The organism is Corallococcus sp. 4LFB (assembly GCF_046520365.1).
GTDB lineage: Bacteria > Myxococcota > Myxococcia > Myxococcales > Myxococcaceae > Corallococcus > Corallococcus caeni.
In genome coordinates, this window is sequence record NZ_JBKGHJ010000158.1 from 1 (window position 1) to 16,250 (window position 16,250).

15 protein-coding genes and 1 pseudogene are annotated in these 16,250 nt (G+C 70.0%); 9 read left to right on the plus strand and 7 right to left on the minus strand.

The genetic code is table 11. The annotated features are described in order from the left end of the window. Together ACLEQD_RS18495 and ACLEQD_RS18500 are read right to left on the minus strand one after the other, a co-directional pair. The coding region (locus ACLEQD_RS18495; protein ID WP_410385639.1) for an AAA family ATPase at nucleotides 1-787 on the minus strand (787 nt) is incomplete at its 3' end. Between the two features lie 18 nt (nucleotides 788-805). Continuing rightward, entirely contained in the window at nucleotides 806-2,398 is a 1,593-nt protein-coding gene (locus ACLEQD_RS18500) for a hypothetical protein (RefSeq protein ID WP_410385640.1), read from the minus strand. Between the two features lie 175 nt (nucleotides 2,399-2,573). Between ACLEQD_RS18500 and ACLEQD_RS18505 the strand changes: the two genes are divergently transcribed. The 6 genes from ACLEQD_RS18505 to ACLEQD_RS18530 all read left to right on the plus strand — a co-directional run bounded on the left by ACLEQD_RS18505 (nucleotide 2,574) and on the right by ACLEQD_RS18530 (nucleotide 7,519). Beyond that, on the plus strand, nucleotides 2,574-3,680 hold the full coding sequence (locus tag ACLEQD_RS18505; RefSeq protein ID WP_410385641.1) for an AAA family ATPase: 1,107 nt from the start codon (nucleotides 2,574-2,576) through the stop codon (nucleotides 3,678-3,680). Further along, complete coding sequence (locus ACLEQD_RS18510) at nucleotides 3,677-4,324, plus strand: DUF3226 domain-containing protein (RefSeq protein WP_410385642.1); 648 nt, start codon at nucleotides 3,677-3,679, stop codon at nucleotides 4,322-4,324. Before ACLEQD_RS18505 ends, ACLEQD_RS18510 begins: the two co-directional genes overlap by 4 nt. Before the next feature lie 43 nt (nucleotides 4,325-4,367). Then, entirely contained in the window at nucleotides 4,368-5,363 is a 996-nt protein-coding gene (locus ACLEQD_RS18515) for an aldo/keto reductase family protein (protein ID WP_410385643.1), read from the plus strand. A 216-nt stretch (nucleotides 5,364-5,579) separates the two neighbouring features. Beyond that, on the plus strand, nucleotides 5,580-6,272 hold the full coding sequence (locus ACLEQD_RS18520) for a MotA/TolQ/ExbB proton channel family protein (protein ID WP_338263096.1): 693 nt from the start codon (nucleotides 5,580-5,582) through the stop codon (nucleotides 6,270-6,272). 3 nt (nucleotides 6,273-6,275) lie between these two features. Next, entirely contained in the window at nucleotides 6,276-6,713 is a 438-nt protein-coding gene (locus tag ACLEQD_RS18525; protein ID WP_120550061.1) for an ExbD/TolR family protein, read from the plus strand. A 17-nt stretch (nucleotides 6,714-6,730) separates the two neighbouring features. Then, nucleotides 6,731-7,519 carry an energy transducer TonB gene (locus ACLEQD_RS18530; protein WP_410385644.1) on the plus strand — a complete coding sequence of 263 codons (789 nt, stop codon included), beginning with the start codon at nucleotides 6,731-6,733 and terminating at the stop codon, nucleotides 7,517-7,519. A 39-nt stretch (nucleotides 7,520-7,558) separates the two neighbouring features. On the opposite strand, the gene ACLEQD_RS18535 is transcribed toward ACLEQD_RS18530, so the two are convergent. Further along, nucleotides 7,559-8,047, minus strand: a complete 489-nt coding sequence (locus ACLEQD_RS18535) for a MarR family winged helix-turn-helix transcriptional regulator (protein WP_410385645.1) — start codon at nucleotides 8,045-8,047, stop codon at nucleotides 7,559-7,561. A 202-nt stretch (nucleotides 8,048-8,249) separates the two neighbouring features. Between ACLEQD_RS18535 and ACLEQD_RS18540 the strand changes: the two genes are divergently transcribed. Next, a complete protein-coding gene (locus ACLEQD_RS18540) occupies nucleotides 8,250-9,650 on the plus strand; it encodes a TolC family protein (protein WP_410385646.1) in 1,401 nt (466 codons plus the stop codon). Nucleotides 9,651-9,793: 143 nt separating this feature from the next. Then, complete coding sequence (locus ACLEQD_RS18545; RefSeq protein ID WP_410385647.1) at nucleotides 9,794-10,003, plus strand: hypothetical protein; 210 nt, start codon at nucleotides 9,794-9,796, stop codon at nucleotides 10,001-10,003. Nucleotides 10,004-10,054: 51 nt separating this feature from the next. Here ACLEQD_RS18545 and ACLEQD_RS18550 read toward each other — a convergent pair whose 3' ends face one another. Next, the gene (locus ACLEQD_RS18550) at nucleotides 10,055-11,113 is read right to left on the minus strand and encodes a Rieske 2Fe-2S domain-containing protein (RefSeq protein WP_410385648.1); all 1,059 of its coding nucleotides are present in this window, start codon (nucleotides 11,111-11,113) and stop codon (nucleotides 10,055-10,057) included. A 103-nt stretch (nucleotides 11,114-11,216) separates the two neighbouring features. Here ACLEQD_RS18550 and ACLEQD_RS18555 point away from each other — a divergent pair, with 103 nt between their 5' ends. Next, complete coding sequence (locus tag ACLEQD_RS18555) at nucleotides 11,217-12,110, plus strand: DUF547 domain-containing protein (RefSeq protein WP_410385649.1); 894 nt, start codon at nucleotides 11,217-11,219, stop codon at nucleotides 12,108-12,110. A gap of 1,252 nt (nucleotides 12,111-13,362) precedes the next feature. On the opposite strand, the gene ACLEQD_RS18560 is transcribed toward ACLEQD_RS18555, so the two are convergent. From ACLEQD_RS18560 to ACLEQD_RS18570, 3 genes and pseudogenes are all read right to left on the minus strand, one after another. Continuing rightward, a complete protein-coding gene (locus ACLEQD_RS18560; protein WP_410385650.1) occupies nucleotides 13,363-14,295 on the minus strand; it encodes an ROK family protein in 933 nt (310 codons plus the stop codon). A 50-nt stretch (nucleotides 14,296-14,345) separates the two neighbouring features. Beyond that, a complete protein-coding gene (locus ACLEQD_RS18565) occupies nucleotides 14,346-15,716 on the minus strand; it encodes a phosphomannomutase/phosphoglucomutase (protein WP_410385651.1) in 1,371 nt (456 codons plus the stop codon). A 170-nt stretch (nucleotides 15,717-15,886) separates the two neighbouring features. Next, nucleotides 15,887-16,250, minus strand: a pseudogene (locus tag ACLEQD_RS18570) (serine/threonine protein kinase); the annotation flags it as partial.

A 16,250-nucleotide genomic window follows, 5' to 3' on the forward strand; every position in this document is an offset into this window, starting at 1 on the left:
GGCTCGCGCCGAAGCGCACGAAGCGGCGCACGGGTTCGGGAGCGGAGGCCTGGCGCGGGTCGGACGCCTCCACCAGCCGGCCGATGAAGTCCGCCACCGGGCCGGGCAGGTGCACGCGGTCCACGGCGGCGAACAGGCGCGACAGCCCTTGCGCGTCCAGCACCGGCTCCAGCGCGGGAGGAGCGCCGCGCACGCGCGTGGTCAGCAGGGTGCGCAGCGTCTTCGCCCCCACGGGCGGCACGAGGATGCGGAAGAGGAAGCGGTCCAGCTGCGCCTCGGGCAGCGGGTACGTGCCTTCCAGCTCGATGGGGTTCTGCGTGGCGAGCACGAAGAAGGGGTCGGGCAAAGGCCGCGTCTGGCCCAGCACCGTCACCGAGCGCTCCTGCATGGCCTCCAGCAGCGCGGACTGCGTCTTCGGGCTGGAGCGGTTGATCTCATCCGCGAGGACGAGGCTCGCGAAGAGGGGCCCCTCGCGGAAGACGAAGTCGCGGCGGGCCTCGCCCTCCAGCACGTAGGTGCCGGTGATGTCGCCGGGCAGGAGGTCGGGGGTGAACTGGATGCGGCGGAAGGGCAGCGCCAAGAGCCGCGCCAGGGCCTTGCACAGCTCCGTCTTGCCCAGGCCGGGCAGGCCCTCCAGGAGCACGTGGCCCCGGGCGAGCACCGCCGTCACGACCTGCTCGACGACCGACTCCTGGTCGAGCATCACCTGGTTGAGCCCGGCCTTGAGCCGGGAGGCCACGTCCGCCGCGCCCTGTGCCTCGGCGGGACTCAAAAGCTCCGCTGCCACGTCGTTCCCCCTTCTGGACTACGAACCACCGAAGTACCGCTTCACCAGGTCGCGGTTGCGAGGCAGCAGCGGACCGGAGGTCGGTCCCGCCGTCGCATCGCCCTTCGCGCCCGTGCCCTTCGCGCCCACCGGCCCCGCCTGCCCCGTGCGGGCCTGCGGATCCGCGGCGCGAAGGCCCCAAAGTTCCTCCGCCTCGCCGCCATGGCCTTCCGGCAGCGGCTGGAACGCGAGCCGCTCCGGATCCATCTCCGCCTCGCCGCCGAAGACGAGCGGCTGGCTCTCCCCGCCCCGGCCCACGCCCGCGCCGTCACCCTGCCGCGTGTTCCGGCTCGCGTGCTGGCTGCCCTGCTGGCCCTCGCCGTCGCCCTCTTCGCCGTCGCCCTGTCCGTCCTGGCCCTGGCCTTGTCCCCGCTGGCCCTTCTGTCCCTGCCCCTGTCCGGACGACTGCTGACGCCGGGTGGGACGCCGGGCCTGGGCACCGCGGTTCCCTCGCGAGGCGTTTTCCTCTCCGAAGCGTTGCGCCAGGGACTGCTGCCGTCGCTCCAGCGTGCGGCGCAGGTCGGCGATCTGATCAGGAGAGCCGGAGGCCTGGGCGCGAGCGGAAGCACGGGCCTGGGCCTCGCGGGACTGAGCGCCGGAGCCCTGCTTGTCGCCACCGTTCTGTCCGTCCGCGCCTTGCCCCTGCGAGCCCTGCTTGTCGCCGCCCTGCTGTTCGCCGTCCTGCTCACCAGCGCCCTGGCCCTGCGCGTTCCGCTCGGACGCGGAGCCTTCCTGCTCCCCATCGGCGGAGTCCTCTTCGCTCCCGCTGGCGCGAGCATCGAGCGCCATCAGGGCCTGCTCCAGCGACTCGCGCTCACGGGTGGCAGCTTCCGCACCGCCAGCGGCGGCGAGCGCATCCTCCAATTCAGCAGCGGCCTCGGAAGCGCGGTTGAGCTCGGCGGCGGCCTCGGAAGCACGCTCGGCGAGTCGCTGCTCCAGGGCATCGGCGGCCTCCCAGTCCGCGGAGTCGAAGCGCCCCTGGGCGACTTCCTCGGACAGCCGGCGCAGTTCCTCCTCGACGTCGGGGCCCAGGGGCTCCTCGCGGGCCAGGGCCTCGGCCTGCGCCTGCACGGCGGCGACCTGGGTCGCGGCGGCGGCGTTGATGTTCGACGCGCGCAGCACCGGAAGCGGAACGAGGACCCCCACGGCGAGGAACACGAGCGCGCCCAACAGCGCGCCCAAGGGCCGGCGCCAGGGAACCTCTGGAGGCTTCACCTGCCGGGCGAACTGGTTGAGGCTCAGCTCCCACTCGCCGACGGGGCGCTCCAGCCGCGTGAGCAGCAGGCCCCCGGCATTGGCGGAGCGGTCCGCGAGCACCGCCGCGTACTCCAGCGACACGCCGCGCGAGCGGGCACGAACGAACCACCACGCAAGGCCCGTGATAACAAGCGGAGGCACGGCCCAGACGGCCAGGTCGCGCAGCAGCAGCCGGCACAGCACACAAGCGGTGGCGATGGCCCAGACAGGAGCGATGCCCGCGCCGGTCCAGGCGACCGCGTTGAGCCGCCGCTGCACGCGCCGGATGGGCGCGAGCACGAGAGACTGGAAGCGGCGTTCGTCACTGGCGGCCATGCGTGGAAGCCAGTGTCGGACACCCGGCCCACCGTTCACAAGCGACGCCCGGGAACGGTCGAATCCCGCTGTGGACGGTCGGGAGGACGGAGCAGGCAGCCTCTTGCGTCATGAGAAACCGTGCCCGGTTCCCCTGTGCTAGAGGGACGGAGCCTGCCTCTGCCGGAGCCCTTCCATGCTGACGTCCCTGCGGATCCAGAACTTCCGCTCCCTCCGAAACCTCAAGGTCGAGGGACTGACTCGCGTAAGTCTGTTGGTGGGAGCCAACAACGCTGGCAAAACGTCCGTGCTGGAAGCTGCGGAGCTGGTGCTTGCGGGTGAAGGCCCCTCCGTGCTCGAGCGAAGTCCCCGTCGAAGGGGAGAGGGGACTTACGATGAAGATCGTAGGGCGTTCGACTTGAACGACCGCGTCAACTTCTCACATCTCTTCTTCGGGCATGACATCAATCAAGACACGCATTTCCAGATTGATGCAGAGGCCCCTGAGAAACGATTCTTCCGCAGCACTGTCACCACACCGAGCGCCCAGGAAGTCCTGGCGGCGAGTGCCGACGTCATTCGCGGACAACCGGTTGACCTCCCCAACGGTCCTCGCAGCATCCTTATCGAAAGCGATCAGTTTGATCCGGTGCAAGTCTACTTGACAGGTTACGGCGTACGGCGAGGCACGCTGCAGGGGAAGGGCGTTCCAGGGAAGAAGGTTCGCCCGAGCACGAGCCGTGTCTACTTCATGGAGACAACGTCGCCCGAACCCTCCATGTTGGTCAATCTTTGGGAAAAGGTTGTTCTCACGCCCGAGGAAGACCGTGTAGCCGACGTGCTGCGGATCATTGAACCCAACCTCGAAAGAATCGCGATTCTTCCGGGAGACTCGTCCTTCGAATCCGCCAGGATCTTCATCAAACTGAAGCAATCGGATCAGCGCATTCCACTTGGAAGCATGGGCGAAGGCATCAAACGGCTCATGTCGCTGAGCTTGAGTCTGGTGAATGCCGCAGGGGGGTATTTGCTCGTGGATGAAATCGACACGGGCCTTCATCACTCCGTCATGGTGAAGATGTGGCGGCTCGTGACTGAAGCTGCGAAGCGGCTGAACGTCCAGGTCCTCGCGACGACGCACAGCCTGGACTGCGTTCGGGCACTCGCTTCGCTCTACGAAGATCATCGCGATCTTCAAGACGTCATTTCGGTTCACCGGCTAGAACGAGGTGCTGAAAGGAACATTACCTATAGCGCCGACGAGCTTCTTGCTTCCGCAGAGCATCAAATGGAGATCCGGTGAGCAAACCCGACCCGAGCAGTCCCTACCAGATGATTGTTGAGGGACCGGACGACAAGCACACCATCATCCACCTCCTGAAGCGGCATGGCTACAACTGGGAAGACTCTACAACCACCCGGCCATACATTCATGAGGCCAAGGGGGTCGCCCGACTGCTTCACAAACCCAGCATTACCTCCGCACTCAAGAGCTATCGCCGATTGGCATTGGTTTTCGACGCAGACGGTGTCCTTGCCAATCGTTGGCATCAACTCAAGGATATCCTCGAGGGCGAAGGTCTCTCCCTTCCCGCCACGCCCGAGCCTGATGGCGCAATCCTCCCCGGCCTCTTGCCCGAATCGCGGTTGGGCGTTTGGGTCATGCCGGACAACGCGCAACCCGGCCGCATTGAGGAGTTTGTCGAGAAGCTCGTCCCACCCAATGACGGAATCTGGGCACACGCGCGAAAAACCACTGCCGAGGCCCTATCGCAGGGCGCCCGGCTTCGTCAGCAGGACCACGTGAAGGGCGCCCTATACGCGTGGCTTGCCTGGCAGGAGGACCCCGGCGTCCGCCTTGGCATCGCGCTCACCAATCAGGTTCTCCGCCACGACTCGCCCGAAGCTCAACGTTTCGTCGCCTGGTTCCACCGCTGCTTCTCCTGAACCCGTGCGCCTCCCGGAGGCGGCGATTACTCTGCCGCCCCCTATGAACTTCCGATTCCTTGGCCGCAGCGGTCTGAAGGTCAGCGAGATTTCTTTCGGCAACTGGCTCACGCATGGCTCGCAGGTGGAGGAGGACGCCGCCATCGCGTGCGTGAAGGCGGCGCTCGACACGGGCATCACCACCTTCGACACCGCCGACGTGTACGCCGGCACCAAGGCAGAAGCCGTGCTCGGCCGCGCCCTCAAGGGCCAGCGCCGCGAAGGCTACGAGCTGTTCACCAAGGTCTACTGGCCCACCGGGCCCGGCCAGAACGACCGCGGCCTGTCGCGCAAGCACATCATCGAGTCCATCCACGGCTCCCTGCGCCGCCTCCAGACGGACTACGTGGACCTCTACCAGGCCCACCGCTTCGACGCGGAGACGCCCCTGGAGGAGACCATGCTCGCGTTCGCGGACATCGTCCGCCAGGGCAAGGCCCTCTACATCGGCGTCTCTGAATGGACCGCCGAGCAGATCTCCGCCGGCGCGAAGCTCGCCCGCGAGCTGCGCGTGCCCTTCATCTCCAACCAGCCCCAGTACTCCATGCTCTGGCGGGTCATCGAGTCCAAGGTCATCCCCACCTCCGACGCCGAGGGCCTGAGCCAGATTGTCTGGTCCCCGCTCGCCCAGGGCGTGCTCACCGGCAAGTACCTCCCCGGCAAGCCCCCGCCCGCGGACACCCGCGCCACCACGCAGCAGGGGGCTCAGTTCATGAGCCGCCTGATGAGCGACGACGTCCTCACCCGCGTCCAGCAGCTCAAGCCGCTGGCCCAGGAGGCCGGCCTGTCGCTCGCGCAGCTGTCCGTCGCGTGGGTGCTCCAGAACAAGAGCGTCGCCTCCGCCATCATCGGCGCCTCCAAGCCGGAGCAGGTGCTCGACAACGTGAAGGCCACCGGCGTGAAGCTCGACGCGGAGCTGCTGCGCCGCATCGACGCCATCATCGGCCCCGTCGTGGAGCGCGACCCCGCGCAGACCACCAGCCCGACTCGCAGGCCCTGAGAATCCGCGACACGGGGCAGGCGCTCCAGCGCCCGCCCCGCCGCCCCAGGCGGTGCCTGCCATCCGACATCCGCGCCCTCTGGCCGCCACCCCCGTCCACCCGCACGCGACACCCGGGTGAACTGGCGACCGATCCATTTGACTTTTGAGTCGGGGGGAACAAGAGACTGCCCCGCGCGTTGACGCGGTCCCACTCTTGAACCGGGCATCTCCCACATGACGTCCTTCTTCCTCCTGGCCCAGGCGGCCCAACCCGAACTCGGCTGGTTGAGCAGCAAACTGCTCGGGGTGACGCTGGGCAGCGCCGAGTGGGTGCTCTGGCTGCTCGTGACGCTCTCCATCGTCTCCATCGCGGTGATGCTGGAGCGCGCCGTCTACTTCTCGCGCCACCGGCTGCCCAACTCGGAGGCGCTGGCGGTGCGCCTGGCGCGCGGCGAGTTCGACGCCGTGGCCGGCGAGGTGAAGAACCAGAAGGGCATGGAGGCCTCCGTCATCCGCGAGGCCCTGGCCTCCGCGCAGCAGGGCCCGGACACCGTGGAGCAGGTCATCGCGTCCACCGTCGCCCGCGAGCGCCCCCAGTACGAGCGCGGCCTGTCCATCCTGGGCACGCTGGGCAACAACGCCCCGTTCATCGGCCTGTTCGGCACGGTGCTCGGCATCATCAAGGCCTTCAACGACCTGGGCGCCATGAACGCCAAGGGCGGCGCCATGCAGCAGACGGTGATGGCCGGCATCTCCGAAGCGCTCGTCGCCACGGCCGTGGGCCTCGCCGTCGCCATCCCCGCCGTCGTCGCCTTCAACATCTTCAACCGCCAGTTGAAGACGCTCACCAGCCGCACCACCGCCCTGGGCCACGCGCTCGTGGGCGCCATGAAGGCGCGCAAGCCGGGCGCCGCGGGAGGCAACTAGCCCATGGCCGGCGGCGCGAACGACAGCGACGAGGAAATCAGCGGCATCAACGTCACCCCGCTGGTGGACGTGGTGCTGGTGCTGCTCATCATCTTCATGGTCACCGCGAACTTCATCGTCCGCGAGACGGTGGAGGTGGACCTGCCCCGCGCCGCCAACGGCGGTGAGACGGTGCAGGGCCTGGTGAACGTCGTCCTGGACAAGGAGGGCAAGCTCTACTTCGACGGCGCGGAGGTGACGGAGGCGGACCTGTCCCGCCGCGTGACGGAGGCCGTGGCCAAGGACAAGGACACGCGCGCCATCATCAGCGCGGACCAGACGCTCGCCTATGGCCGCGTGATGCGCCTCATCGACGTGGTGAAGGGCCAGGGCATCGCGAAGTTCGCCCTCAACATCGAGAAGGACGCAGGCCCCGCCCGGGCCGCGCCCGCCACGCCCTGACCCGAGGCTTCGCGAAGATGAGCCAGGCGGTCCTCGACCCCATCCCCCAGCGCGACCGCTCCACGCGGGTCCTGCTCGTGTTCCTCCTCGTGTCGCTCGCGCTGCACGGGCTGGCCTTCGGGTACCTCTCCACCATGGAGGGCCGCAAGCTCACGCCTGCCCAGAAGCCCGTGGAGCTGGTCATGGTGGAGGTGCGGAAGCCGCCGCCCCCGCCGCCTCCGGAGGAGAAGAAGGAGGAGCCCAAGCCTCCGCCGCCGAAGGTGAAGCCGGTGAAGCCGCCGCCCATCAAGGTCGCGGAGGCGCCCAAGCCCCCGCCCCCGACGGAGGCCCCGCCGCCGCCCAACGACACGCCGCCGCCGGAGCCCACCGCCAAGCCGCCGCCGCTGGTGGTGGGCATGACCATGTCGTCCACCACCAGCGCGGGCTCCTTCGCCGCGCCCGTGGGCAACACCGCCTACGGCAAGGCCAACGGCACCGCGAAGGCCCCCCAGGACGTGAAGGGCTACTCCGCGCCGAAGTACGTGCCCGTGTACCAGGTGGACTCGGAGCCCTCGGTCGCGTCCGAGGTGAAGATTCCCTACCCGGACGAGGCGCGCCGCGCGGGCATCGAGGGCACCGTCACGCTGTCCATCACCATCGACGCGGACGGCAAGGTGACCAACGTGAAGGTCATCTCCGGGCCCGGCTACGGCCTCAACGAGGCCGCGCGCGACGCCATCCGGCGCTTCCGCTTCAAGCCCGCCATCAAGGGCGGCGAGGCGGTGGCCACGGAGATGAAGTACTCGTACACCTTCCTGCTGGACTGAGCAGTCCGGGCGCCCCGGGGACTGGGGCGCCCGAGCGCGCTACTGCGTCTTGAGCGCGCGGCGCATGATGTCGCGCAGCGCCGCCAGGTCCTCGTCCGGCATCGCGGCGATGAGGGGCGGCGGCGCCGTCAGCCGCGCCATCAGCCGGCCGCGCAGCTCCGCGCCCGCCTCCGTCAGCACCAGCATCTTCACCCGGCGGTCCTGCTCGCTGCTCTTGCGCTCCACCAGCCCGCGCGCCTCCAGCCGGTCCACCAGCCCCGTCACGTTGGACGCGTCGCACGACAGGTAGTTGGCGAGCGTGCTCATCGCGAGCGCGCCCTCACCCAACTGCCGCAGCACGTGCGCCTGCACCGGGGACAGGTCGAACTCCGCCGCCAGGGCGGGGAAGTTGCGCATGTGGGTGTGCAGCAGCTCGAAGAGGAGCGTCCACGCCTGCTCGGGCAGCCCGCTGTCGCTCTGGGCCGGGCCACCGGGGGACGCCGGCCGACGCATCACCTGCTCGCTGGGACCGTCGTTGAAACCGTTCATAGTGAATTTACGTTAATTCATCGTGCGCACATAAACAATTGACATCATCAACCATTGACCGCTACTACATTCCGCATATTCCAACATCCGACAGTGCGGATGACTTCAACGCCGCGCCCAGGTCGGGTAGAGGACGCAACGCAGTCGTCCATTGGACGGATCCGCCTCGCGCTCCCGCGAGTCGGTGAGGAGGTCGAGCGGTATGAGTACCTTTCTGGCGCTGTCCCTGTCGGCCACCCTGGCCGCGGCGCCCGTACTGACGCTGGATGAGGCGCTGGAGTCGGCCCGCCAGCAGAACCTCGATTTGAAGATCGCCCAGGAGCGCTTCGAGCAGGCGTCGCTGGCGACGCGCCGGGCCTGGGCGGGCTACCTGCCGAACATCAGCGTGGGCGCGTCCATCACGCGCAACAACGTGGCGGCCATCATCCCCGCGGGGCCCATCGCGCCGGTGGACATCACCATCCAGCCGCTCATCCAGCAGGGTGCGCAGGCGGAAATCCGGCAGGCCATCATCGCGCCGCAGCTGTGGGCGGGCATCGCGGCCTCCTACAAGGCCGTGCGGCTGGCGGAGCTCAACACGCAGACGGCGCGCCGGCAGGTGCTCTTCGGCGTGGCGCAGGCGTACTACGGCGCCGCGGCGCAGCAGGAAGCGCTGCGCGCGCAGGAGCGGCTCCTGGAGCTGAACCAGGCGCGGGAGAAGGACACGCAGGCCCGGTTCGACGCGGGCACGGTGACGCGCGTGGCGCTGCTTCGCGCCCAGCTGGACCGCTCGCGCGCGGAGCAGGACCTGGTGCGCGCGAAGAACGCGCTCGCGGGCCTGAAGCTGGCGCTGGGCACGCTCATCCAGCGCGAGCCGGACTTCGAGCTGGCCGCGCCGCCGGAGCCGACGGTGCCCGCGCAGGCGTCGCCGGAGGAGCTGGTGAACAAGGCGCTGCAGGAGCGCTCGGACGTGCAGGCCTCCGAAGTGGGCCTGAAGCTCAGCCGCATCAACAAGACGGGCGTGCTCCTGAGCTACCTGCCCACGCTGGGCGTGACGGGCGCGTACCGCATCGCGAACGCGGCGGGCTTCACCGGCCAGAACGAGACCTGGGCCATCACCTTCGGCGCCAGCTGGACGCTATTCGACGGCGGCCTGCGCGAGGCGAACCTCTCCGAGGCGTCGTCCCGCGTGCGCGAGGCCACCGTCACCCAGGCGCTGGCGCAGGCCCGCGTGAAGGAAGAGGTGCGCCGCTCCAAGCTGGACCTGGAGAACGCGCTGGCCAACCGCGCCAAGGCCGAGGAGGCCCTGGAGCTGGCGCGCGAGTCCAACCGCCTGACGGACGTGAGCTTCAAGGCGGGCGTCGCCACCTACCTGGAGGTCGCGGACGCCAACACCGCGCTCACCAACGCGGAGGTGGGCTTCGTCTCCGAGCGCCTCCAGGCGTCGCTCGCCGCGCTGCGCCTGCTCAACTCGCTGGGCTCGTTCGAGTCCGGTTCGGTGAAGAAGGAAGCGGCGGCCCTGGGCGCGGAGCCCGGCGCGGGCGCGCCCCAGCAGCCGGCTGCGCAGCCGCAACCGCCGGCCCAGGAGCAGCCGGCCCAGCCGCAGCCCGCGCCCCAGCAGTAGGCGCGCGGCGAGGTGGAATTCCCGGCGCTCTCTTCAGGGCGCCGGGTCCCCTGCCCTCCCGGGCGGGAAGCAGGTGCCGCGTTGTGGAGGGCCGTCACCGGCCCCACCCTCCTCTCAGGTGCTGTTTCCACGAGGAGGGAACCATGGCGGACGCATCCTGGGGCAACTGCAAGAACTGTCGCTTCTTCGCGGGCAACAGCGACGAGCCGAGCGACGAAGAGACGCAGAGCTGCAACCAGCCACAGCTCAAGGAGTTCGCGCTCGTGGTCTCCGGTGACAGCGGCTGCAACGCCTACGAGGCGCGCACCGGGGAGACGGTGCCCACCTACGAGGAATCCGCGCCGATGCACTGATGGCCCGCGCGCTCCCTACCAGCCCACGCGATGCGCCGGCGCGGCTGACGCTCAGGTGCCCGTGGCGTCGTGGACCCGGGGGAGCACCGGCCTTGGCTCAGGCGCCTCGTGCGCCTCGTGCGCGTAGTAGATGCGCTCCAGGAGCTTGCGCTGGTGCACGAGCGGCTTGTCGTACTTGTCCAGCCGCATGCCCTTGTGGCTGTAGGGCGTGTCCGCCACGGTGGGGATGAAGCGCGCGTCGTCGCGCACCTCCCACCAGGTGAGGCCCAGCGCGGCCTTCGCCGCCACCGGCAGCAAGGGCCTCAGCGCGGGCACCGCCGTGCGCAGGAAGGAGAAGACGTGCAGGCGCGTGGTGCGCGCCGTCTCCGGCACGAAGAAGATGTGCGCCTGCGTGGTGAAGGGGCGCGGCGCTCCCGAGGGCGTCGACCAGCGGACCGTGTAGACGCTGCGCACCGGGTCGAAGCGCGTCACCCAGTCGTTGTGGAAGACGTCCCCCTTGCCCACCATGAGCAGCCGCATGATGGGCGCGGGCCGCTGCGGGGCGCGGTAGTGCACCTCCGTGTGGTCCTCGTGGTTGTGCGCCTCGAACTCCACCGCGCCCGTCTGCGCGCCGCTCCAGCCCAGCCGGGTGTGGACGAAGGGCGTGTGTTCGTCCTCGCTGAAGTTGTCGAGCGCCACGTGCAGCGGCGCCTGGAACAGCGTGGAGAACGTCCCGCCGAAGACGTAGTCCCCGCCGGCGAGCTCCGGCATCGCGGACACGGGCGTGCTCGCGTGCGCGAGCCAGAGGTAGCCGTGGCGCTCCACCACCTGGAAGCTCTTCGCCTCGCAGTGGCGCAGCTCCGGCTGGCTGGGGTTGACGCCCTGCCCTCGCGCGTCGAAGCGCCAGCCGTGGTACGGGCACTGGAGCTGGCCCTCCTTCGTCACGGTGCCCTTCGACAGCGGCGCGAAGCGGTGGGGACACGCGTCCGACAGCGCCGCGGCCTGGCCGGAGGCGTCCCGGAAGAGCGCGTAGGCATGGCCCGCCAGCTCCACGCGGACGGGTCGGCGGCGCAGCTGGCGGGAGGGCAGCACCGGATGGAAGTGCCTGACGACGTCGGGGGTAGGCTCCATGGCGCCGGCAGTATAGCGGCCTGTCGCGGCGGACCCCGGGTGGGTCCAGGCGGGACCTGAAGGGTGGGAGCCGGGCCGCGAGGGTGGCATAGACTGCCGGGCCGTGAATGCCCCCGTCCCTTCCCGCCACCGCGCGCGCTGGTTCGCCGTGGCGGCCCTGGCCGTGCTGGTGGTGCTCGCCGTGGGAGCGGGGCTGTATGTGGGGGGTGCCCTGCCGGCGCCGGTGCCCCCGGCGGCCGGGCCCTTCGGCTACACGGACTACGCCCAGGCGCTGAGCCACGTGCGGCCCAGCGGGGACCTGGACTTCGAGGGGCTGCTGCGGGACCGCGCGGCGCTGGAGCGCTTCGTCGCGTCGCTCGCGGCGGTGTCGCCGCACCGTCAGCCGGAGCTGTTCCCCTCGCCCGAGGACGGGCTGGCGTACTGGATCAACGCGTACAACGCGCTGGTGCTGCTGCAGCTCGTGGAGCGCTACCCGGACGGCGTGGACGCGTCCTGGTTCGGGAGCTTCTTCTGGGGCCACGCGTGGCCGGTGGGCGGCGAGCGGCTGACGCTGTACGCCCTGGAGCAGCGCATCCTCTTCGGCGAGTACGCGGATCCGCGCGTGCACTTCGCCCTCTTCCGGGGGACGCGCGGCGGGCCCCGGCTGGACGGCGCGCCCTACCAGCCGGAGTTCCTGGACGCCCAGCTCAACGACGCCAGCCGCCGGTACATGGGGGATGCGCGCCACGTGAAGCTGGAGGACAAGACCGTGCACCTGGCGCGCCTGTTCCAGGACCGGAGGCAGGACTTCCTGGCCGCGCTGCCGGAGGGCCGGGGCGGCAACGTGCTCCAGTTCGTCTGGGCCTTCCTGCCGGACACCTGCGAGGAGCGCCCGGGCTGCGACACGCGCGGCGACCTGGACCGCGCCTGCGGCCCCCAGTTGGACAGGTGCCGCATCGACTTCCTGCCCGAGGACACCTCGCTGCCCGACACCGCGAACACCGCCGCGCGGCGCTGACGGGCCCCTTCGGCTAGCGTCCCTCCTTCGCGGATGGAACACGCGGGAGGCACCGGGACATGACGATGGGAGCGGTGTGGCTGGCGACGTGGCTGGCCCTGGGGAGCGCGGACATGAAGTGGGAGCCGCAGGCCAGCGGGACGACGGTGCGGCTGCGCGGGGTGAGCGCGGTGGACAACCGCGTCGCGTGGGCCAGCGGCGACAAGGGCACCGTCGTGCGCACCACGGATGGCGGCAAGACGTGGACGCAGGCGCCCGTGCCGGACTCGGAGGGGTTGGACTTCCGCGACGTGGACGCCTTCAGCGACCGCACCGCGTACGTGCTGTCCATTGGCGCGGGTGACAAGTCGCGCATCTACAAGACGACGGACGGCGGCGCGCACTGGACGCTCCAGTTCACCAACGCCAGGCCCGGGGCCTTCTTCAACGGCATGGCCTTCTGGGACGAACAGCACGGCATCGCGTTCAGCGACCCGGTGGACGGGCACTTCGTGGTCATCACCACGGAGGACGGCGGCGCGACGTGGAAGCCCGTGCCGGAAGGCGCCCTGCCGGCCGCGCTCGCGGGCGAGGCGGGCTTCGCCGCCAGCGGCACGAGCATCGCGGTGTACGGCACGTCCCACGTCTGGTTCGGGCTGGGAGGCTCCGCGGCGCGCGTGCTCCACTCCGCGGACCGGGGAAAGCACTGGGGCATCGCGCCCACGCCGCTGGCCACGGGTGAAGGCGCGGGCGTGTTCTCGCTCTACTTCTGGAGCCCGATGGCGGGCATCGCGGTGGGAGGCAATTACAAGCAGCCGGAGGTGGCCACGGGCAACGCGGCGCTCACGCTGGACGCGGGCAAGCGCCAGTGGACCGTGCCGGGCAAGCCGCCCGGGGGCTACCGCTCCTGCGTGGCCCCGCTCACGCGCGAGCGCAAGCTGTGGCTCGTCGCCGTGGGGCCCACGGGCTCGGACGTGTCGAAGGACGCGGGCAGGACGTGGGAGCCGCTGGACGCCATCGGCTTCCACGCCGTGTCCACGCCGCCGCGCACGCGCGACACCGCCTGGGCCGTGGGTGAGGAGGGCCGCATCGCGCGCTGGTCTTCACGAGCGCGGCGCCGGCTCCGAAGCAGCCGTAGCGCTCGGGCGTCCTTGCCACCGCGGACCAGCCATGCGTGGCGCGAGCCGCATCGCATGGCAGCGGCTTCGCGCCGCGAGCGCCCTGACGGGGCCTGCATGGCGCGGGGGAGCAGGCTCCACCCGCGCCGGGGGCTTCACTTCACCAGCAGCGCCGCGCCGATGATGCCGCTGTCGTCGCCCAGCTCCGCGTCGGCGATGAGCAGGCCCTCGCGCGACACGCGGGACGACCACTGCTGCACGCCGTCCAGCACCTGCCGCTTGAGCCCCGGGCAGTGCATCAGCACGCCGCCGCCCACCACCAGGCGCGAAGGGTTGAGCACCGTCACGTAGTTGGCCACCGCGAGCGCCAGGAAGCGCCCCGCGCGCTCATGGATCTCCTTGGCCTTCGCGTCGCCCGCGTCCGCCGCCGTCTCCAGCGTCACCGGCGTGAGGGTGTCCGGGTCGTCGCCGGTCAGCTGCTCCAGCACGCGCGAGCTGCCCGACGCCAGCAGCTCCTTCGTCTGCGCGATGAGGTTGTGGCCGCCCGCGTACGCCTCCAGGCAGCCGTGCTCACCGCAGCCGCACAGCCGGCCGCCAGGCACCACCTTGATGTGCCCCAGCTCACCCGCCACGCCGCCGCCGCCGTTCACCAGCCGCCCGTCCGCGACGATGGCGCTGCCCACGCCGGAGCCCACGAACACCACCAGGATGTCCTGGGCGCCGCGACCCGCGCCCGCGTGCAGCTCGCCCCACGCCGCCGCGGACAGGTCGTTCACCACCTTCACGTCGAAGCCCAGCCGCTTCGTCAGCAGCTGGCCAAACGGCACGTCGCGCCAGCCCAGGTTGGGCGCCACGGAGATGACGCCCGTGTCCTTGTGGATCTGCCCGGCCGCGCCCACGCCGCAGGCCTCTACCTTCACCCCGGCCTGCTTCACCGCCTCTTCCGCCGCCTGGGCAATGGTCTCCACCACGCCCGGCGGCTTGCGGTCCTGCAACGCCACCTTGGCGCTCGCGAGGATCGCGCCCTTCCCATCCACCACCGCGGCCCGGGCGAACGTCCCGCCCAGGTCGATTCCCAGCGTCGGCATGGCCAGTTCCTTCCCTTACGTGCGTGTGCTTCGCGTGGAGCGCCGGAGACTCAGGCGCCGACTTCCTTCTGCGCCTGCGCGACCGTCTTCTCGATGAGCGCCTGAATCTCCTTCACGCGCGCCTCCGTGCTGGCCTCGTAGCGCAGCACCAGGATGGGCTGCGTGTTCGACGCGCGGATGAGCCCCCAGCCGTCCGGGAACGTCACGCGCACGCCGTCCACGTCCACCACCTTGTGGCCCGCGTCGCGCAGGATCTCCGTGGCGCGCTTCACCATCGCGAACTTCTTCTCCTCCGTCGTGTCGAAGCGCAGCTCGGGGCTGGCGAAGGTCTTCGGCACGTCGGCGAGCAGCTGCGACATGGACTGCTTCTCCTGCGTCAAAATCTCCAGCAGGCGCGCGGACGCGTACACCGCGTCGTCGAAGCCGAAGTAGCGGTGCTTGAAGAAGATGTGGCCGCTCATCTCGCCGGCCAGCTCCGCGTGCTCCTCCTTCATCTTCGACTTGATGAGGGAGTGCCCGGCCTTCCACATGATGGGACGGCCGCCGTGCTTCGCGATGTCGTCGTACATCGTGTAGCTGCACTTCACCTCGCCGATGATGGCCGCGCCCGGGGACTCCTTCAGCACGTAGCGGCTGAAGAGCACCATCAGCTGGTCCCCCCAGAGCACGTTGCCCTGGTCGTCGATGACGCCGATGCGGTCGCTGTCGCCGTCGTAGGCGATGCCCACCTCCGCCTTGACCTCCTTCACCTTCTTGATGAGGTCCTGGAGGTTCTCCACCACCGTGGGGTCCGGGTGGTGGTTGGGGAAGTCCGCGTCCATCTCGCAGAACAGGGGCACCACGTCGAAGCCCATGCTCTCGAACAGCGGCACCGCGATGGCGCCGCCCGTGCCGTTGCCCGCGTCGATGACGATCTTCATCCCCTTGCGGCCCACCTTCACCGTCTGGCGGATGAAGTGGTTGTAGGGCGTGATGATGTCGTAGGGCGTCACCTTGCCGGGCTTGTCCGAGGTCGCGAAGTCCTTCGCCTCGATGAGGCGGCGCAGTTCCTTGATTTCGGGGCCGTGGAAGGTCGTCTTGCCGGCGCCAATCTTGAAGCCGTTGAACTCCTTCGGGTTGTGGCTGCCGGTGATCATCGCCAGGCCGTCCACGGGCAGCGTGTTCGCCGCGAAGTAGGTCAGCGGCGTCGGCACCACGCCCACGTCGTAGACGTCCAGGCCGGTGGCGGTGAGGCCCTTCGCGAGCGCGTCGCGGAAGCGCGTGGAGGACTCGCGGCAGTCGCGGCCCACCACGATGGAGGTGCCGCCCTTGCGGCGGATCATGGTGCCCAGGCCCAGGCCCAGGAGCTCCACCACCTCGATGGTGAGGTCCTTGTCCACCAGACCTCGGATGTCGTACTCGCGGAAGATGTGCGCGTTCATGGCAGTGTCCCCACCCTCGACAGGAACCGGGAGGGCGTAACGGAAGGCGTCGGACACTACACGAGCGGCCCCGGGGGCTGCACACACCCGAACGCGCCCGGCTGACTGTTGAACGCCCGGGCCTCCCCGGGAGGGCGGAACCTACCCCCGGGGGCGGCTGATGGCCCCCATCAGGCCATGGCCTCCGGCATCCGCGCCCCGGCCCCGGAGCCCGCCGGCACCTGCCGCAGCAGGGCCTGGTAGTGCTTCAGCCAGGACGTGTTCAGCGGGTCCAGCTTGAGCGCCTCCGCGTAGCGCTCCAGCGCGGCCGGGATGGCCCGTTGGACCTCCAACGCGTGCCCCTGGGTGAAGAGCGCGCGGGCCTTCTTCTCCACCTCCGGGCGGGCGGCCAGGAAGGCGCTGCGCAGGGCCTCCATGGTGGGCTCCGGGACGCCCGCGGCGACACAGCGGGCCAGGCCCCCCAGGTTGCCCCGCGTGGCGTCGTAGCCCACGCGGGAGAGCGGGTCGCCGAGCATCCGCTGCGCGGCCAGCACG